The following is an 18705-nucleotide window of genomic DNA, read 5'->3' on the forward strand; positions in this document are numbered from 1 at the left end:
GCCAGCATGGTGGGGAGTCCGGGGACACCGTCAGGGTGCCTCGAGATGACGAACAGGAGCCGTCACCATGACGCAGCCTTCGCCTGCCCAGAAGCCGGTGCCCAAGTCCCTGTACGGGGGTACGAGCTCGCGCCGGATCACCGTGCGTGACATCGCCGCCGCCAAGGAGCGCGGCGAGAAGTGGCCGATGCTCACCGCCTACGACGCGATGACCGCCTCCGTCTTCGACGAGGCCGGGATCCCGGTCCTGCTCGTCGGCGACTCGATGGGCAACTGTCACCTCGGTTACGAGTCCACCGTGCCGGTCACGATGGACGAGATCGCGATCCTTTCCGCGGCCGTCGTCCGGGGGACCAAGCGCTCCCTCGTCGTCGCGGACCTGCCGTTCGGCTCGTACCAGGAAGGGCCGGTCCAGGCCCTGCGCAACGCCACCCGGCTGGTGAAGGAGGCCGGGGTCGGCGCGGTCAAGCTGGAGGGCGGTGAGCGCTCCGCGGACCAGGTGGAGCTGCTGGTCTCCTCCGGCATCCCGGTGATGGCACACGTCGGACTGACCCCGCAGTCGGTACACGCCTTCGGCGGCTACCCGGTCCAGGGCCGCGGCGAAGAGGCCGCCCAGCAACTCCTGCGGGACGCCAAGTCGGTGCAGGACGCGGGGGCGTTCGCGGTGGTCCTGGAGGCGGTCCCCGCCGAACTGGCCGCCGAGGTCACCCGCTCCCTGCACATCCCGACCGTCGGCATCGGCGCGGGCCTGGACTGCGACGCGCAGGTCCTGGTGTGGACCGACATGGCCGGAATGACCTCCGGCCGGGTACCGAAGTTCGTCAAGAAGTACCTCGAAATGCGTGAACTGCTCGGCGGCGCGGCCAAGGCCTTCGCCGAGGAGGTCGTGGAGGGCACGTTCCCTGCGCCGCAGCACACGTTTCAGTAATCCCACGTACCTGGCTGTCCCGCCGCGGGGCGTTGCGCTTTGCGGCGCCGCGTACGTAGCCGTCTGTCCCGCCGCGGGGCTCGCTCGCCGTTGCGCTTTGCGGCGCCGCGTACGTGGCTGTCTTTCCCGCCGCGGGGCTTGGCCGCCGTTGCGCTTTGCGGCGCCGCGTACGTAGCCGTCTTTCCCGCCGCGGGGCGTCTCGCCGTTGCGCCTGCGGCGGGCTGGGTGATTGTCGGGTGCGGTGACGGACCTCCGGGGCCTTGTTCGTGGACTGCTGGCGCTTTACGTCCACGAACAAGGCCCCTCCGGCCCGTCCCCTCCCGTTGGGGAGAAGGAATGCGGTGGTGGGGGCGGGCGTTGAGGCATGCAAGGGGGCCTGGGTACCCCTACGGGACGGTCGAACAGAACCCGTAAGGGTCGCGAGGGCCCCCTGCGGGGCCACAACTCGACGCGCCGGGCGAGGCATTCCCCAAACCTCACGACACCAGATGCTCGCGGAACAACGCGCGCCCCCACTCACCCGCACACTCCCCCAAACGGGAGGGGACAGGCCGGAGGGGCCTGGTGTGTGGACGTAAAGCGTCAGCAGTCCACACACCAGGCCCCGTAGGCCAGTCACCGCACCCGACAACCACCCAGCCCGCCGCAGGCGCAACGGCGAGACGACCCGCGGCGGGACGGCCAAGTACGTACCGCGGCGCCGCAAAGCGCGACGGCGAGCGAGCCCCGCGGCGGAACAGACGGGTACGTGCGGCGCGCCGCAAGCGCACAACGGCAACCCCCGCGGCGGAACAGACAGGTACGTGGGAGGCACCCCTGTAGGCCGGATGTCGGCACGTTGTCGGTGGGCCCTGGCACCGTTGACCTCATGACGCGACAGACGATGACCACCAAGGGCGGCAACGCCGTGGAGGTGCGCGGTCTGGTCAAGCACTTCGGCGACGTCAAGGCCGTCGACGGAGTGGACCTGGACGTGCAGGAAGGCACCGTACTCGGCGTGCTCGGCCCCAATGGCGCCGGCAAGACCACGCTCGTGCGCTGCCTGTCCACCCTCCTGGTGCCGGACGCCGGCCGTGCCGTGGTGGCGGGCTACGACGTGGTGCGCCAGCCCCGCGCGCTGCGCCGCACGATCGGCCTGACCGGGCAGTACGCCTCGGTCGACGAGAAGCTCTCCGGCTGGGAGAACCTCTACATGATCGGGCGGTTGCTCGACCTCTCCCGCAAGGACGCCCGCGCCCGCGCGGACGAGATGCTGGAGCGGTTCTCGCTGACCGAGGCCGCCAAGCGGCCCGCCGCCAAGTACTCCGGCGGTATGCGCCGCCGGCTGGACCTCGCCGCCTCGATGATCGGCCGGCCGGCCGTGCTCTATCTGGACGAGCCGACCACCGGCCTGGACCCCCGCACCCGCAACGAGGTGTGGGAGGAGGTCCAGCGGATGGTCCGCGAGGGCGCCACGGTCCTGCTGACCACGCAATACATGGAGGAGGCCGAGCAGTTGGCGGACGAGCTGACGGTCATCGACCGCGGCCGGGTGATCGCCGAGGGCCGGGTCGACGAGCTCAAGGCCAAGGTCGGCGGGCGGACCCTGCAGATCCGGCCGGCCGACCCCGGGGAGCTGGACCGGATGGTCGGCGCGATCGCCCAGGCGGGGCTGGACGGCATCGCGGGCGCGACGGCTGACCACGCCGGGGGTGTGGTCAACGTACCGATCATCAGCGACGAGCAGCTGACCGCGGTGGTCGCGGTGCTCGGCGGCCGCGGCTTCGCGCTGGCCGGGATATCGACCCATCTGCCCAGCCTGGACGAGGTGTTCCTGGCCATCACGGGCCAGAAGACCTCCGGCGCCCCGGAGTCGGACGACCTGACGGAAGACCAGCAGTACGCGGAGGTATCGGCATGACTGCCGCGACGATGACGGCGCCGCTCACCAAGCCCGGCGCGGACGAGGGCCGGATCGGGCTGCGCGGCAACCTGCGGCACATCGGTGCCCTGGTGCGGCGCAACGCCCTGCAGATCAAGCAGGACCCGGAGTCGATGTTCGACGTCCTGCTGATGCCGGTCGTCTTCATCCTGCTGTTCACCTACGTCTTCGGCGGTGCGATAGCCGGCAAGGACCACCAGGGCGACTACATCCAGCGGCTGGTGCCCGGCATGATGGCGATGATGGGCATGAACATCGCCATGGCGGTCGGCACCGGCGTCAACGAGGACTTCCGCAAGGGCGTGATGGACCGTTTCCGGACGATGCCCATCGCCCGCTCCTCGGTCCTGATAGCCAAGATCGTCGTGGAGATCGGCCGGATGCTGGTCGCCATCGCGATCCTGCTCGGCATGGGCTTCCTGCTCGGCTTCGAAATCCGCGGCAGCGCCCTGGATTTCCTCGCCGCGGTCGCGCTGTCCACGGCCTTCGGCGCGGCACTGATGTGGATCTTCATCCTGTTGGGGCTCTCGGTGAAGACCCCTCAGGCGGTCCAGGGCATGGCGATGCTCGTGCTGATGCCGTTGCAGTTCGGCTCGTCGATCTTCGCCCCGCCGACCTCGATGCCCGGCTGGCTGGAGGGCTTCACCAAGGTCAACCCGCTCTCCACGCTGGCGGACGCGGCCCGTGCACTGCTCAACAACGAGGGCGCGGTGGCGCACCCGGCGCTGGTCACCCTCGGCTGGACGGTGGCCATCACGGCCGTCACCATGCCGCTCGCGGTGGCGAAGTTCCGCACGAAGACCTGACGCACGCCCCGCAGGGGGCTTCCCTGCGGGCGGCAGCCTCCGCCCGGCTCGCGTCAGATGAGGGCGGTGGCCTCTTCGAGGGAGAGGCCACCGCCTTCGGCGTAGGCGCGCGCGTAGGCGTCGTCGTTCAGCAGCTTTCGCGCCGCCTCCTCGGTGCGGGCCCGCTCGTCGCGGATGACCAGGGTCGGCACATGGCCGATGGCCCGCAGTGCGTCGTACGCCCCGACCAGCCGCGCCGCGTCCCGGCCCGCCGCCTCGTCGCCCCGTACGGCCATCAGCACCCGTGCGCCGGTCAGGAGCTGGATCACCGGCAGGTCGGGGGCGACCATATGGGTCAGCTCGTCCTGCATCAGCGCAAGGGCTTCCCGGAAGCGCGGCAGCAGGTCTTCGGTGCGGCCCTCCTCGATGTCCAGCGAGATCAGCGAGGACTCCACGACGCCGGCGAAGAGGTCCGGGGCGCGCGGCACGAACATCTCCTGCACGGTGTGGAGTTCGGCCCGCGCCTCCTGCGGCCGCCCGCTCACCGACAGCCACATGGCGAGGGTCAGCCGGGCGAACGGCTCGGTGTCCCGGCCGCTGCTGCCCTTCGCGGCCTCGGCCAGCACCTCGCGCAGCATCCGCTCCCCGGGCTCCGCCTGGCCGGCCTCGATCAGCACGGCACCCAGCCGGCAGCGCAGCAGCAGGGTCTGGCCGTGCGCACCCAACTCCTCGGCGTGCACCATCGCCGCCCGGTAGTCGCGCGCCGCGAGTTCGTACTCCCCCCGCTTCTCGTGGGACTCGCCGCGCCCGGACAGTGCCTCGGCCGCGCCCCAGGCGTCCCCGGCGGCGCGGAATATCCGCAGTGCCTCGTCGGCGTCGCGGGACGCCTGGGCCAGTCCGCCGGGCCGGTCGTTGAAGATCTTGGAGCGCATCTGCAGGACGTAGGCCAGCTCCCATTCGTAGCCGTGGGCGCGGCAGGCCGCCACCGCGCCGTCGATCAGCTCCGCCAGTTCGTCGAACCGCCCGGTGAGCAGCACCGCGAAGTACCACATCACACCGGGCACCTTGCAGGTCTGCGGCAGTTCGGGGTGGTAGGCGGCGAGCACTCCGGCCAGCTCCTGCTGCATCTCCGGGTTGCGCAGCGCCTCGATGTCGCTGTCCAGGCTGGTCAGCGCGACCAGGTGGACCTCGCGGCGGGCCTCGGCCAGTTGCTCGGGGGACATCGGCGGCGGGGTGTCGATGGGGCGCCGGTGCAGGGCGGGGGCCGGTTCGACGGGGGCCAGGAAGGGGTTGGGGCCGAGCTCGCCGGCCGCGGTGGCCCAGTGGCGGGCGTCGCTGCGGTGGTCGCGCAGCGACCAGAACCACTGCAGGGACAGCACCAGGCACAGCGCCTCGTGTTCGTCCCCGGCCGCGATCGCCCGGCGCAGCGCGGTGCGCAGGTTGTCGTGTTCCAGTTCCAGCCGCTCCATGGCCGCGCCCTGGCCGGGGCCGCGCAGCAACGGGTCGGTGGTGCGGGCCAGTTCGCGGTAGGCGACGAGGTGCCGGCGCTCGGCACCGGCCCGTTCCCCCGCCTCGTCCAGCCGCTCCGCGGCGTACTCCCCCACCGTCTCCAGCAGCCGGTAGCGCATCTGGTTTCCGGCCCAGGCACCGTTGCCCGGGCTCTCGGCTCCGCCGGAGGAGGGGAGAGCCTGCTCACCGGAGCGGTCGACGCCGCGCCCCTGGTCGGCCGGCGCGGCCACCACCAGCGACTTGTCGATCAGCGACCCCAGCAGCCCGGCGACCTCGTACTCCTCGACGCCGTCGCCCGCGCAGACCTCCTCCGCGGCGGCCAGGTCGCAGCCGCCGGCGAAGACGGACAGCCGGCGCAGCACGGCCCGTTCGGGCTCGTCGGTGAGGTCCCAGGACCAGTCGACCACCGCGCGCAGGGTCTGCTGGCGGGGCAGTACGGTCCGGCTGCCGCTGGTCAGCAGCCGGAAGCGGTCGTCGAGCCGGTCGGCCAGCTGGCGGGGGGTGAGCAGCCGGAGCCGGGCGGCGGCGAGTTCGATGGCGAGCGGCAGACCGTCCAGCCGGCGGCAGATCTCGGTGCAGGCCGCGACGTCGTCGTCGATCCGGAAGCCGGGGCGGGCGGCGGCGCCCCGGTCGGCCAGCAGCCGCAGCGCGACCGGGTCCGGCAGCGGCTCGACCGGCCGCAGCACCTCGCCCGGTACGGCCAGCGGCTCGCGGCTGGTGGCCAGGACGGTGACGCCCGGGCAGTCGGCCAGCAGCCGCTCGGCGAGCGCGGCGGCGGCACCGATCACATGCTCGCAGTTGTCCAGGACCAGCAGCATCCGGCGTCCCGCGCAGTGCTCGGCGAGCCGGCCGAGCGGGTCCAGGGCGGTCGGGTCGGCGGCGGCCCGCAGGCCCTCGGCGGTGGTGCCGCGGACGACGGTCTCGCGGGCGCCCAGCGCGGTCAGTACCGCCTCCGGCACGGTCTGCGGATCGTCCACCGGTGCCAGCTCGGCCAGCCACACGCCGTGCGGCCAGGCTCCCGGCCGGGCCGCGGCGGCGCTCTCCGCGCCCTCCTGCGACAGCCGGGTCTTGCCCGCCCCGCCCGGGCCCAGCAGGGTCACCAGCCGGTGCTCGGCCAGATCGGACCGGAGCGCCGCCAGGTCGGCGTCCCGGCCGACGAACGAGGTGAGCCGGGCACGGAGGTTGCCGGGCCCGCGCCCGGCGGGCCGGGACGGCGGCACCGGGGCCTCCTCCACGGCCGTGACCGGCTCGTCCGCACCGAGCCGCAGCAGCTCCGCGTGCAGGGCCCGCAGTTCCGGGCCCGGGTCGGCGCCGAGGCGGTCGGCGAGGCCGGTGCGTATCTCCTCGTAGGCGGCCAGGGCCTCCGCGGTACGTCCCGCGGCGCGCAACGCCCGCAGTCGCAGGGCCTGGAGGGGCTCGTCGAGGGGGTGCTCCCGGCACAGCGCGAGCAGGGCGGGCAGCGCCCGGTCGGCCCGGCCGAGGGCGAGGTCGGCGGCGAGGCGGGTGCGCTGGGCGTCCAGCCGGCGGCTGTCCGCGCGGGCCGCCTCGGCACCGGCGTCCGGCAGGTCGGCGAGTGCCGGGCCGCGCCACAGCGCCAGCGCCTCGTCCAGCAGGTCGGCGGCCCGGCCCGGATCGGCGTCGGCGAGCGCCCGGCCGCCGTCCGCGGTGAGCCGCTCGAAGCGGTGCAGGTCGACGGCGTCGGGCTCGGCGCACAGCCGGTAGCCGCCGTCGACCGAGGCGATCGCGGCGTGCCCGAGGGCCCGCCGCAGCCGTCCGACCAGCGCCTGCAGCGCCCCGGGCGCGTCGGCGGGCGGATCCATGCCCCAGATGTCGGCGATCAGCGCCTCGGACGGCAGCGCCCGGCCCGGACGCAGGGCGAGGGCGGTGAGCAGCGCGCGCAGGCGGGCGCCGCCGAGGGCCACGGGGGTGCCGTCGGGTCGGTCGGCCTGGGCGGTGCCGAGAATTCCATAGCGCACCGGCCCATTGTCGTTCAGGGCGGCGGCCGCTTTGCACCGAGTTTCCGTTCCGGGCGACGACCGGCCACTGCCGCAGCCGTGCGCGGTCGGCCCCGGCGCGGTTACGGTCGGGGCTGCCCCTGCCGAGACCGTCCCCGGGAGCCCGCACCATGACCACCGCCATCCGGCGCGCCGACCGGCGCATCAGCCCGGTCTTCCTCGCGCTCGTCGCCGTCCTCGCGGTGTCCGGCTGGGCCGTCTGGAAGGGAACGCTCGGCACGCACACCGGCGTCGCGGTCTTCGCGTTCGTCACGTCCGGCTGGCTGGTCTCGCTCTGCCTGCACGAGTACGCACACGCCCGTATCGCGTGGCACAGCGGCGACATCTCGGTGGAGGCCAGGGGCTATCTCACCCTGAATCCCCTCAAATACACCCATGTCCTGCTCAGCATCATCCTGCCGCTGATCTTCCTGATCGTGAACGGCATCGGCCTGCCGGGCGGCGCGGTCTACATCGAGGACGCCCGCATCCGCGGCCGCTGGCGGCACAGCCTGATCTCGGCGGCCGGCCCCCTGACCAACGCCGCCTTCGCGGTGGTCTGCACGGCCCCGTTCTGGCTGGACGGCCTCACCGGCGTCCCCACCGCGTTCCGCTTCGCCCTGGCGTTCCTCGCCCTGCTCCAGGTGACCGCGACGATCCTGAACTTCCTGCCGGTCCCCGGCCTGGACGGCTACGGCGTGATCGAGCCCTGGCTGCCTCCGGCACTGCGCCGCCAGATCGAGCCGTACGCGGTCTTCGGCCTGCTGGCGGTCTTCGCCCTGCTGTGGCTCCCCGAGGTCAACCAGGCATTCTTCGGCCTGGTGGACACGGTCCTGCGCGGCCTGGGCGTATCCCGCGTCGACACCTACTTCGGCCAGGAACTCTTCCGCTTCTGGCAGGGCCAGCAGCTCCCCTGACTCAGCCGGAGGTCGCGGCCTGCTGCTCCCGCTCGATCTTGGCCTTGCGCACGTAGAACCACGCCATGTTGCTGGAAATACCGGCCAGCAACACCCACACGATCCCCACGAAGCTGCCCTCCACGAAGGAAACGACGGCAGCGGCAACGGCAAGAACGCAGACGGCAAGGGCCATGAGAGCGAGGCGGGGCATGAGATCGGCTCCTGTCGGGGGTAACGGTTCCTTCTAGTGTCCCCCACGTAGCTGGCCGTCCCGCCGCGGGGCATCTCGCCGTTGCGCTTTGCGGCGCCCCCGCACGTACCCGTCTCTCCCGCCGCGGGGCTTGGTCGCCGTTGCGCCTGCGGCGGGCTGGGTGGGTGTCGGGTGCGGTGACGGGCCTCCGGGGCCTTGTTCGTGGACTGCTGACGCTTTACGTCCACGAACAAGGCCCCTCCGGCCCGTCCCCTCCCGTTGTGGGGAGGGGAATGCGGTGTGTGGGGGTGGACGTTGAGGCATGCAAGGGGGCCTGGCTACCCCTACGGGATGGTCGAACAGAACCCGTAAGGGTTGAGAGGGCCCCCTGCGGGGCCACAACCCAACAGGCTGGGCGAGGCATTCCCAAGACCACATGACACCAGGTGCGCGGGCAACGACGCACGCCCCCACCCACCCGCACACTCCCCCCCACGGGAGGGGACGGGCCGGAGGGGCCGGTTGTGTGGACGTAAAGCGTCAGCAGTCCACACAACCGGCCCCGGAGGCCCGTCACCGCACCCACAACAAACCCAGCCCGCCGCAGGCGCAACGGCGAACAACACCCGCGGCGCCGCAGACAGCCACGTGCGGGGCGCCGCAAAGCGCAACGGCGAACAACCCCCACGGCGGGACGGCCAAGTACGTGGGGGGATCAAATGTCCGTAACACGGACCCCCGCATGCGCCTTGTAGCGGCGGTTCATCGAGATCAGGTTGGCCACCAGGGACTCCACCTGGTGCGCATTGCGCAGGCGGCCCGCGAAGACGCCGCGCATGCCGGGGATGCGGGCGGCCAGGGCCTGGACCAGGTCCGTGTCGGCGCGGGACTCGCCGAGGACCATCACGTCGGTGTCGATCTGCTCGACCTCGGGGTCCTGGAGCAGCACCGCGGACAGGTGGTGGAAGGCCGCGGTGACCCGGGACTCCGGCAGCAGCGCGGCGGCCTGCTCGGCCGCGCTGCCTTCCTCCGGCTTCAGCGCGTAGGCGCCCTTCTTGTCGAAGCCCAGCGGGTTGACGCAGTCGATCACGAGCTTGCCGGCCAGCGGCTCGCGCAGGGCCTGGAGCGTCTTGGCGTGGCCCTCCCACGGCACGGCGATGATCACGATGTCGCTGCGGCGGGCGCATTCGGCGTTCTCGGCGCCCTCGATGCCGAGGCCGAGTTCCTCGGCGGCGGTCCGGGCGCGCTCCTCGGCCCGGGATCCGATGATCACCTTCTGGCCGGCCCGGCCGAGCCGGTAGGCCAGGCCGCGGCCCTGGTCGCCGGTGCCGCCGAGGACGCCGACCACGAGACCGGAGACGTCCGGGAGGTCCCAGGGGTCGCGCCGCAGGGCGGCCTTCGCGCGGGTCGCGGCGTTCGGGGACAGCGCATCGTCAGGAGTAGTCATGACAGCGATCCTGCCACGCCGTTACGGCCCACCACGGCGCGGTCACGCCTTGACGCTGCCCTCCGTCAGCCCCGTGCGCCAGTACCGCTGCAGGACGGTCATCAGCACCATCAGCGGCACCACGGAGAGGAACGCGCCGCCCACCGTGTACTGGTAGAGCACCGGCTGCCGGTCCGCGTAGCCGGTCCAGCTGGTCAGGCCCAGCTGGATCGGGTAGAGGTCGGAGTCGGAGAGCATGACCAGCGGCAGGAAATAGTTGTTCCAGATGTGGACGAACTGGAAGAGGAAGACGGTGACCAGTGCCGGGGTCATCAGCCGCAGGCCCACGCCCGCGAAGATCCGGGCCTCTCCCGCGCCGTCGATCCGGGCCGCCTCCAGCAGCGAGTCGGGGACCGCGGCGGTCGCGTAGATCCGGCAGAGGTAGACGCCGAACGGGCTGACCACGCTCGGGATCAGCACCGCCCAGTAGGTGTCGGCCAGGCCCATCGCGCTGAAGAGGAAGTAGAGCGGGAGGGCGAGCGCGGTGCCGGGGATGAGGACGCCGGCGAGGACGAGGTTGAAGACCGCCTCCCGGCCGGGGAACGGGAATGTGGCCAGCGCGTAGCCGGCCGCGGCGGACAGCAGGGTGGCGCAGACCGCGCCGATCCCGGCGTAGAGCAGGGAGTTGGCGAACCAGCGGGCGTAGATGCCGTGGTCGTAGGTGAGGACGTCGGCGAGGTGGCCGAGGGGGTCGGGGTGGCCGGCGAACCAGAAGCCGAAGGTGCCGAAGAGTTCGGCGCTGTTCTTGGTGGTGGAGACGACCAGCCAGTAGACGGGCACCAGGAAGTACAGCGCGGCGACGGTCAGCAGGGAGGCGGTGATGATCCGGTGGCGGACGGGCGGCAGGGTCGTCCGGGTGCGGACGGTGGGCCGGGGGCGGGCGGTGGGGCGGGTCATCGGCGTCGCTCCTTCGTCCGCCCGCCGACCAGCCGCAGGAAGCCGAACGACAGCACGCATGCCACCAGCGCGAGCAGCACCGCCTCGGCCGCCGCCACGTGCGGGTTGTTGCCGACGAACGCCTCGCTGTAGGCGTGCAGGTTGGGGGTGAAGCCGGAGTCGATGGACGAGGCGAGCGGGCGCAGCACCATCGGCTCGGCGAACAGCTGGAGGGTGCCGATCATGCTGAAGACGGTGGTGAGGACGAGCGCGGGCCGGATGAGCGGGAGCTTGATGTGCCGGGCGACCTGCCAGGCGGAGGCGCCGTCGATCCGGGCCGCCTCGTACAGCTCGCCGGGTACGGACTTCAGCTGGGCGATCAGGACCAGCATGTTGTAGCCGGTGAACTGCCAGGTGACGATGTTGGCGATGGACCACAGGACGGTGCCGCGGGAGAGGAAGTCGACGTCCCAGCCGGCCGCGTCGGCGATCTTCACCAGCGGGCTGATGCCGGGGACGTAGAGGAAGCCCCAGAGGATCGAGGCGATCACGCCGGGCACGCCGTAGGGCAGGAAGAAGGCGCTGCGGAAGAAGGCGATGCCGCGGGCGCCGGCGCTCTCCAGGAGCAGGGCGAGGGCGGTGGCGAGGGCGATCATCAGCGGGATCTGTACGGCGCCGAAGAGCAGCACCCGGCCGAAGCCGGCCAGGAACCGCTCGTCGGCGAGGGCGTGCGCGTAGTTGGCGAGGCCGGCGAACGCCTCGTGTTCGTGGCCGCCGAGGCCGAGCGGGCCGGTGCGTTCGGTGCGGTGCAGGCTCTGCTGGACGGCGTAGACGATGGGCGCGACGAAGCAGAGGCCGAAGAGGGCGAGGAAGGGCAGGACGAAGCCGGCGGCGGCGCGGGCGTTGCGGGCCTCGGTGCGGGAGATCCGACGCCGGCGGCGGCCGGGCGGGTCCGGCCGCCGGGCGGTGTCCGGCGCGGTGTGGTGGAGGGTGTCCCGGCTCACCCGCCGCTCTCCACCTTCAGGCCCTTGCCCTGGAGGTCGGACAGCGTCTGGCGCTGCACCTTGGTGAGGGCTGCGCGGAACGAGCTGCCGTCGGCGAGGGCGTCGGTGAAGGCGTCGCCGAGCCGCTGGTAGAGGGTGTCCACGCCGGGGCCCCACCGCCAGCTGGTGTCGACGTGCGCACCGGCGTCGGCGAAGACCTTGCTGTACGCCTGGCCGCCGAAGAAGGCCCGGTCGGCGTCGAGGGCGTCGGTGGCGTAGCCCTGCTTGGCGCTGGGGAAGCCGTAGCCGCCGGCGATCAGGAGGGCGATCGAGGCGGGGTCGGTGTTGAGCCAGACGGCGAAGTCGAGGGCGTCCTTGGGGTAGCTCGCCTTGGCGAAGACGGCGGTGGTGGAGCCGCCCCAGTTGGCGAAGACCCGGTCGCCGGCCTTCCATTGGGGCAGCGGCGCGGCCCGCCATTTCCCCTTGGTGCCCGGTGCGTTGCCGACCAGCAGGGCGTCGCCCCAACTGGCGCCGACCCAGGCGGCGATGGCGCCGGTCTGGAGGTCCTTGTACCAGGCGTTCTGGCGGTCCGGGATGGTCTTGACGAGCTTCTGCTTGACCAGGGACTCCCAGTAGTCGGCGACCCGGCGGGTGGGTTCGTCGTCGATGTGCACGATCCAGGTGTCGCCGTGGGTCGCGTACCACTTGGCGCCGGCCTGCCAGGCGAGGCCGGCGAAGCGGTTGCCGTTGGTGGGGGCGAAGGTCTCGATCCAGGCGCCCTTCTTGCGGATCACCTTGGCGGCGGCCTCGTACTCGTCCCACGTCCCGGGAGCCTTCAGGTCCCACGTGTCGAAGAGGTCCTGGCGGACGAACAGGCCCATCGGGCCGGAGGCCTGCGGGATGGCGTAGATGCCCTTGCCGAAGACGGACTGCTGCCACTGCCAGCCGAAGAACTTGTCCTTGTGGCGGGCGGCGCCGAGCGGGGCGAGGTCGAGCAGTCCGTTGTCGAGCAGAAAGCTGGGGACGACGGGGAACTCGATCTGGCCGAGGTCGGGCGGGTTGCCGGCCTTGATGGCGGCGTGCATCTTGGCGTACTGCTCGCCGTTGACGGCCGACACCTTCTCGACCTTGATCTGGACGTCGGGGTTCTTGCGGTTCCACAGGTCGACGGGTTTGTCGATGCCCGGCACCCAGGACCAGAAGGTCAGCGTGATCTTCTGGCCCTTCTTGCGCTGCCGGGGCGCGTCGGCGTCGCCGTCCCCGCCGTCGCCGCAGCCGGCGAGCGCGAGACCGGCGGCGAGCGCGGCCGCCCCGCCGAGGACCGTTCTGCGGGGCGTACGGGGCAGATGGGGCACGGGGTTGGTCATGCCGGCTCCTCCACGGGGATGCGGCGGAAGGTGATCGTCGGGTGCGCGCTGCGGCCGCCGGTCTCGTGGAGCGGTGCGGCGGTGTCCTGGTCCTGCGCGCGCCGGGTCATCAGGCGTTCGACCTGGTCGGTGAGGTCGCGGGGCGGGTTCCAGGGCGCGCCGTCGTCGTCGCTGTGCCGGAGCCCTACGCGGCGGCCGTCGGCGGGCGGGACAGCGGGGATCCGGAAGCTGGTGTACCGCTCGGTCCCGGCCCGGTACGGCACCGAGCTCTCGTACGCCATGGGTCACCCCCAGAGGGCAAGGACGTAGGATGTCCCTTGTCCTGGGGACCATAGGGAGCGCCCAACTGACCGTCAAGGCAGCGCACATGACGCTTTTCGGTATCGGCAACGGGGCGGCTGACGGGGCGTGACATCGCGGTGAACGGGCGGGCCCGGGGCGGGGCCCCGCGTCGCCCGCCCGCACCACTGGGCCGGGCCCGCGCCCTCCGCTACTCGGCCAGCCGGCGCCGGATGCCGTCGAAGTGCCGGTGCATGGCCTCCACGGCGCGGTCGCCGTCGCCGGCCTCCAGCGCGTCGACGATCTCCTTGTGCTGACGGTAGGTCAGCTCCGGGTCCGGGCGGTCGTCGGAGAGGTCCTCGCGCACCCGGCGCAGCGCCGCCCAGAAGGCGTCCAGCACCTCGCTGAGCAGGTGGTTGCCCATCGAGCGGTACAGGGCGAGGTGGAAGGCCCGGTCGGTGGCGCTCTGCACCATGCCGCCGCGCGCCTCTTCCGCCATCCGCTGCACCAGGCCCTTGAGGACGGTGAGGTCCTCGGCGGGCAGCCGGCGGGCGACGGCGGCGATCAGCCCGGCCTCCAGCGCCTCGCGGACCTCCATCAGCTCGTACAGGCTCGGCTCGCCCTGGTGGTGGCGGACCGCGGCGCGGAAGGCGACGCCCTCGACGAACGGCTCCAGGGTGAGCGGGCCGACGTAGGTGCCGAAGCCGTGCCGGATCTCGACGATGCGCATGGCCTGCAGCGCCTTGAGCGCCTCGCGCACCGAGTTGCGGCTGACGTCGAGCAGGTCGACCAGTTCGGCCTCGGTGGGCAGCGGATCGCCCGGGACCAGTCTGCGGCGCAGGATCAACTGCTTGATCCGCCCCTGCACTTCCTCGGCCATCGTCCCTCGTGCCATGGCGTTCTCCCTCTCCCGCACGCACCGCTGCCGCGCCGCCGGGCCTCCCCCCTGCTCTTGGGGAGCAGGGGGACTTCCCTCCCGCCCGCCCCCGCCGGGGCCTGCGGATCCTTCCGACCGCCTGTGATCAGGTCTATTGTGCTCTGACATAGGACATCCCATGTCCTATGTGTGTCACGACCACCCGGAGCCCGCCATGGCCCTGCCCACGCCCCTCCACGGCCCCCTCCGCAGCCCTCTTCACGGCGTGATTCCCCCGCTCTGCACCCCGCTCGACCGGCGGGGCGAGGTGGACACCGCCTCCCTGACGCGCCTGGTGCACCACCTCCTCGCCGCCGGGGTGCACGGACTCTTCGCCCTCGGCTCCACCGGCGAGGTCGCGTACCTCACCGACGACCAACGGGCCACCGCCCTGGAGACCGTCCTCAAGGCCGCGGACGGCCGGGTCCCGGTCCTCGCCGGCGTCATCGACACCACCACCCCCCGCGTCCTGGACCACGCCCGCGCCGCCGCCGCGCTCGGTGCCGACGCCCTGGTCGCCACCGCGCCCTTCTACACCCGCACCCACCCCCGGGAGATCGCCGCCCACTTCCGCCATCTGCGCGCGGCCGTGGACCGCCCGCTGTTCGCCTACGACATCCCGATGGCCGTGCCCAGCAGGCTCACCCCCACCGTGGTACGCGAGCTGGCCGAGGACGGCACGCTGGCCGGGCTGAAGGACAGCAGCGGCGACGAGGGAGCGCTGCGCCGGCTGCTCGTCGCACTCGGCGGCCGCACCGGCCGGCACACCGGCCCGGCCCCCGGCTTCACCCTCCTCACCGGCTCCGAACTGACCGTGGACGGCGCCCTGCTGGCGGGCGCGGACGGCGTCGTCCCGGGGCTGGGCAACGTCGATCCGGCCGGTTACGTACGCCTCTACGAGGCGGCGCGGGCCGGCGACTGGGAGCGCGCGGCCGCCGAACAGGAGCGCCTGGTCGCGCTGTTCGGGATGGTCGACGCCGGCCCGGAGGCCGCGATGGGCCGCAGCTCCTCGGCGCTCGGCGCGTTCAAGGCGGCACTGCGGCTCCTGGGCGTCATCGAGCACGGCACCACCGCCTTCCCCCAGCTGCCGTTGAGCGAGGAGTCGGTCCGGGAGGTAGGACGTCGGCTGACGGCCGCCGGTCTGGAGCCGGTGGTCCGTACGGGTGACATCGGGTGAAGGAACAACCGGGTTCCGGGGCGCTGCGGCAGGATCCGGGCCATGGATGCCGTACGGGTCGCCCTGCTGCGTGAGGTGCTCGCCGGGACCGAGTGGATCCAGGCCACCCGGCGGTTCGCCGGGTCGCTGCGCACCGCCGTCGCCCCGCACGGCGGCGGACTGCTGCTGGTCGGCGGCGCCGGGTACGAGCCCTGGCATCTGGCCGCCCATCTGGACGACGAGGCCGCCTGGTCGGGGCTGCCGGAGCTGTCGCCGACCCTGGTGCGGCACCGCGTTCCCGCCGGCGCCCCGGCCCATCTGGCCGTCGGGCCGGGCCGGCTGGCCGCGGCCGGGCGGGGCGAGACACTGCTGGTCGTCGCGCCGGGGCAGCCGGGCGCCGAGCTGCTGGAACGGGTGCACGACGCCCGCCGCAACGGCGCCACGGTGCTCGCCCTGGACGGCGGCGACCGCGATCTGCACGCGCTCGCGCACGACGCCCTGACCGCGTCGGCGCCCCCGCCCGACGGCACCCCCGGCGGCAGTCCCGACGGCGCCCCCGGCACCTGCACCGGCACCGGTCCCGATCCCGAGGACATCGCCTCCCAGGGCCTCGATCTCGATACGGTCCAGCACCTGGTGAGCGCGGCCGCCGGTGAGAACAGCCTGCCCGCGCCCCGCGGCCGCCGCCGCTTCCGGGACCGCCTGGCCCGGCTCGCCGACGAACTGACCGCTCCCCCACCACCGCGCTGGTAGCGGGGCGGGGAGGAGAGGGCGCGTCCTCCGCCCTCCGTGGGCCGGCCCGTGCGACCACCCGCTCCACCGCCGAAAACCCTTTGCGGGCCCGCTTCCCGCCCCGCACGATGAACCCTCGTGACCACCGAGGACCCCCCACCCCCGCCCGCGCCGGCACCCCGGCGGCGGCTCGCCTCCCTGCTGCCGGACCTCGCCCCCTGGCGGTCCTCGCGCGACTTCCGGCTGATGTGGTGCGCCGGCGCGATCACGGTCTTCGGCAGCTTCCTGACGTTCGTGGCACTGCCGCTCCAGCTCAAGCAGCTGACCGGTTCCACCGTCGCGGTCGGGGCGCTGGGCGCGGTGGAGCTGGTCCCGCTGATCGTCTTCGGGCTCTACGGCGGTGCGCTGGCCGACGCCGTGGACCGCCGCCGGATGATCGTGGGGAGCGAGGCCGCGCTGGGCCTGATCGCGGTGGGCCTGCTGGTCAACAGCCTGCTGCCGCATCCAGCGGTCTGGCCGCTCTATGCGAGCGCGGCGGCGTCCAGTGCGCTGACGGGGCTGCAGCGGCCCGCGCTGGACGCGATCGTGCCGCGGATCGTCGGGCACGACCAGCTCGCCGCGGCCGCCGCGCTCAACTCGTTGCGCTGGCAGGTCGGTGCGATCGCCGGCCCGGCGCTGGCCGGCGGGCTGCTCGCCTGGGCCGGCCCGTCCTGGGCGTACGGCGTCGACGCGGCCACCTACGCCGGCTCGCTGCTGCTCTCCGTGCGGCTGGCCCCGTCGCCCGCCGCGCACGACGCCGAGAAGCCGTCCCTGCGCGCGATCGCCGAGGGCGCGCGCTACGCCTGGTCCCGCAAGGAGCTGCTCGGCACCTACGCGATCGACCTCACCGCGATGCTCTTCGCCTTCCCGCTGGCGATCTTCCCGTTCCTCGCCGACGAGCTGCACGCGCCCTGGGCGCTGGGCCTGATGTACGCGGCGCTGCCGGCCGGCTCCTGTCTGGTCAGCCTGACCAGCGGCTGGACCTCGCGGATCCACCGGCAGGGGCGGGCGATCGCGCTGGCGGCGGCCGGCTGGGCGCTGGCCGTCGCGGCGGCCGGGCAGCTGCGCAACGTCTGGCTGGTGCTGCTGTGCCTCACGCTGGCCGGCTCCTGCGACATGATCAGCGGCATCTTCCGCTCGGCGCTGTGGAACCAGACCATCCCCGACGAGCTGCGCGGCCGGCTGGCCGGCATCGAGCTGCTGTCGTATTCGGCGGGCCCCCAGCTGGGCCAGGTCCGCGTCGGAGGGATGGCGGCCCTGACCGGTGTGCGGGCCTCGGTGTCACTGGGCGGTCTGCTGTGCTTCGCCGGGGTCGGGCTGCTCGCGCTGGGCCTGCCGAAGCTGATGGGGTATGACGCGCGGACCGACGAGCACGCCCGCCGCATGCGGGAGCGCCGGGCCGCCGCCCCGGCCGCCCCCGGGACCGGCGAGGCCCTCACCGCCTAGCGGCTCGCCACCTGGAGGACCGGCCGGTCAGTCCTCCTCGCGGTCCCCGCCCTTGGCCGTGTCGTGCCACTTGGGGTCGGTCTCCCACTCCAGGTTCCGCTCGCGGGCGGTCTCCATGGCGTGCGCGGCCTCCTCGCGGGTGCCGTAGGGGCCGAAGCGGTCGGCGGCGCGGCACTGGGGGCCCTCCTCGACCGTGCCGTGCTTGAGGCAGTAGAACCACTCGCCCGGCTTTCCGACCGTCCGCCTTTTGAAGAGCGCCATCGCCGCCTCCTGTGGGGTGCTCCGTGCCACCATCCTGCCCGACGGGCCGCGGATACACTCGCTGGCATGTCTGGCCAGTCGCTTCTTGTCCCGGGGAAGATCTCCCCCACCCGTCCCGTCCCCGCCTCGATCCGGCGCCCCGAGTACGTCGGGAAGGACGCGCCCACGCCGTACACCGGGCCGGAGGTGCAGGACGCCGAAACGATCGAGAAGATGCGGATCGCCGGCCGGATCGCCGCGCAGGCGATGGCGGAGGCCGCCAAGCACATCCAGCCCGGTGTGACGACCGACGAACTGGACCGGGTGGCGCACGAGTTCATGTGCGACCACGGTGCCTACCCGTCCACGCTCGGCTACCGCGGTTTCCCCAAGTCGCTGTGCTCCTCACTCAACGAGGTCATCTGCCACGGCATCCCGGACTCCACCGTCCTCAAGGACGGCGACATCGTGAACCTGGACGTGACCGCGTACATCCACGGTGTGCACGGCGACAACAACGCCACCTACCTGTGCGGTGAGGTGGACGAGGAGTCCCGGCTGCTGGTCGAGCGCACGCAGGAGGCGCTCAACCGCGCGATCAAGGCGGTCAAGCCCGGCCGTCAGATCAACATCATCGGCCGGGTCATCGAGTCCTACGCCAAGCGCTTCGGCTACGGCGTGGTCCGTGACTTCACCGGTCACGGCATCAACTCGTCGTTCCACTCCGGTCTGATCGTTCCGCACTACGACAGCCCGCACCACACCACCGACATCAAGCCCGGCATGACGTTCACCATCGAGCCGATGCTGACGCTGGGGACGCACGAGTACGACATGTGGGCGGACGGCTGGACCGTGGTCACCAAGGACCGCAAGCGGACCGCGCAGTTCGAGCACACCCTGGTGGTCACCGAGACCGGCGCGGAGATCCTCACCCTTCCCTGACCACGGGCCCGGCG

At 72.7% G+C, this 18705-nt stretch carries 17 protein-coding genes; 8 read left to right on the forward strand and 9 right to left on the reverse strand.

What is annotated here, in order from left to right; translation table 11 throughout:
* The first annotated feature begins 67 nt into the window (after positions 1 to 67).
* From panB to ACZ7MX_RS20350, 3 genes are all read left to right on the forward strand, one after another.
* Positions 68 to 928, forward strand: coding sequence for a 3-methyl-2-oxobutanoate hydroxymethyltransferase (gene panB, locus ACZ7MX_RS20340; protein WP_472134012.1), 861 nt, complete (start codon positions 68 to 70; stop codon positions 926 to 928).
* A gap of 868 nt (positions 929 to 1796) precedes the next feature.
* A complete protein-coding gene (locus ACZ7MX_RS20345; protein WP_472134014.1) occupies positions 1797 to 2828 on the forward strand; it encodes an ATP-binding cassette domain-containing protein in 1032 nt (343 codons plus the stop codon).
* Positions 2825 to 3655, forward strand: coding sequence for an ABC transporter permease (locus ACZ7MX_RS20350; protein WP_472134016.1), 831 nt, complete (start codon positions 2825 to 2827; stop codon positions 3653 to 3655). The genes ACZ7MX_RS20345 and ACZ7MX_RS20350 overlap by 4 nt, the downstream gene beginning before the upstream one ends.
* A gap of 53 nt (positions 3656 to 3708) precedes the next feature.
* On the opposite strand, the gene ACZ7MX_RS20355 is transcribed toward ACZ7MX_RS20350, so the two are convergent.
* Positions 3709 to 7119: an AfsR/SARP family transcriptional regulator gene (locus ACZ7MX_RS20355; RefSeq protein WP_472134018.1), complete on the reverse strand. Its 3411-nt coding sequence runs from the start codon at positions 7117 to 7119 to the stop codon at positions 3709 to 3711.
* Positions 7120 to 7268: 149 nt separating this feature from the next.
* Here ACZ7MX_RS20355 and ACZ7MX_RS20360 point away from each other — a divergent pair, with 149 nt between their 5' ends.
* Positions 7269 to 8054: a site-2 protease family protein gene (locus ACZ7MX_RS20360; RefSeq protein ID WP_472134020.1), complete on the forward strand. Its 786-nt coding sequence runs from the start codon at positions 7269 to 7271 to the stop codon at positions 8052 to 8054.
* 1 nt (position 8055) lies between these two features.
* Here the strand turns inward: ACZ7MX_RS20360 and ACZ7MX_RS20365 are convergent, their stop codons facing one another.
* The 7 genes from ACZ7MX_RS20365 to ACZ7MX_RS20395 form a co-directional block, all read right to left on the reverse strand.
* The gene (locus tag ACZ7MX_RS20365) at positions 8056 to 8247 is read right to left on the reverse strand and encodes a hypothetical protein (RefSeq protein ID WP_030814415.1); all 192 of its coding nucleotides are present in this window, start codon (positions 8245 to 8247) and stop codon (positions 8056 to 8058) included.
* A gap of 694 nt (positions 8248 to 8941) precedes the next feature.
* A complete protein-coding gene (npdG, locus tag ACZ7MX_RS20370) occupies positions 8942 to 9673 on the reverse strand; it encodes an NADPH-dependent F420 reductase (RefSeq protein ID WP_472134022.1) in 732 nt (243 codons plus the stop codon).
* Between the two features lie 42 nt (positions 9674 to 9715).
* Positions 9716 to 10609 (reverse strand): carbohydrate ABC transporter permease, encoded by an 894-nt coding sequence (locus tag ACZ7MX_RS20375; RefSeq protein ID WP_472134024.1) that lies wholly within the window; start codon positions 10607 to 10609, stop codon positions 9716 to 9718.
* Complete coding sequence (locus tag ACZ7MX_RS20380; protein ID WP_472134026.1) at positions 10606 to 11592, reverse strand: carbohydrate ABC transporter permease; 987 nt, start codon at positions 11590 to 11592, stop codon at positions 10606 to 10608. The genes ACZ7MX_RS20375 and ACZ7MX_RS20380 overlap by 4 nt, the downstream gene beginning before the upstream one ends.
* Complete coding sequence (locus tag ACZ7MX_RS20385; protein ID WP_472134028.1) at positions 11589 to 12938, reverse strand: ABC transporter substrate-binding protein; 1350 nt, start codon at positions 12936 to 12938, stop codon at positions 11589 to 11591. Before ACZ7MX_RS20385 ends, ACZ7MX_RS20380 begins: the two co-directional genes overlap by 4 nt.
* The gene (locus ACZ7MX_RS20390) at positions 12935 to 13219 is read right to left on the reverse strand and encodes a hypothetical protein (RefSeq protein ID WP_472134030.1); all 285 of its coding nucleotides are present in this window, start codon (positions 13217 to 13219) and stop codon (positions 12935 to 12937) included. The genes ACZ7MX_RS20385 and ACZ7MX_RS20390 overlap by 4 nt, the downstream gene beginning before the upstream one ends.
* A gap of 209 nt (positions 13220 to 13428) precedes the next feature.
* On the reverse strand, positions 13429 to 14112 hold the full coding sequence (locus ACZ7MX_RS20395; RefSeq protein ID WP_362136161.1) for a FadR/GntR family transcriptional regulator: 684 nt from the start codon (positions 14110 to 14112) through the stop codon (positions 13429 to 13431).
* Between the two features lie 196 nt (positions 14113 to 14308).
* Between ACZ7MX_RS20395 and ACZ7MX_RS20400 the strand changes: the two genes are divergently transcribed.
* The 3 genes from ACZ7MX_RS20400 to ACZ7MX_RS20410 all read left to right on the forward strand — a co-directional run bounded on the left by ACZ7MX_RS20400 (position 14309) and on the right by ACZ7MX_RS20410 (position 17506).
* A complete protein-coding gene (locus ACZ7MX_RS20400) occupies positions 14309 to 15310 on the forward strand; it encodes a dihydrodipicolinate synthase family protein (RefSeq protein ID WP_472134532.1) in 1002 nt (333 codons plus the stop codon).
* Positions 15311 to 15352: 42 nt separating this feature from the next.
* Positions 15353 to 16042, forward strand: a complete 690-nt coding sequence (locus ACZ7MX_RS20405) for a hypothetical protein (RefSeq protein WP_472134032.1) — start codon at positions 15353 to 15355, stop codon at positions 16040 to 16042.
* 117 nt (positions 16043 to 16159) lie between these two features.
* A complete protein-coding gene (locus ACZ7MX_RS20410; RefSeq protein ID WP_472134034.1) occupies positions 16160 to 17506 on the forward strand; it encodes an MFS transporter in 1347 nt (448 codons plus the stop codon).
* A 27-nt stretch (positions 17507 to 17533) separates the two neighbouring features.
* Here ACZ7MX_RS20410 and ACZ7MX_RS20415 read toward each other — a convergent pair whose 3' ends face one another.
* The gene (locus ACZ7MX_RS20415; protein ID WP_472134036.1) at positions 17534 to 17767 is read right to left on the reverse strand and encodes a hypothetical protein; all 234 of its coding nucleotides are present in this window, start codon (positions 17765 to 17767) and stop codon (positions 17534 to 17536) included.
* Positions 17768 to 17833: 66 nt separating this feature from the next.
* On the opposite strand from ACZ7MX_RS20415, the gene map reads away from it, so the two are divergent.
* Complete coding sequence (gene map / locus ACZ7MX_RS20420; protein ID WP_472134038.1) at positions 17834 to 18691, forward strand: type I methionyl aminopeptidase; 858 nt, start codon at positions 17834 to 17836, stop codon at positions 18689 to 18691.
* Positions 18692 to 18705: the final 14 nt, after the last annotated feature.

The sequence above is a fragment of the Streptomyces sp. NPDC107765 genome (assembly GCF_055657085.1).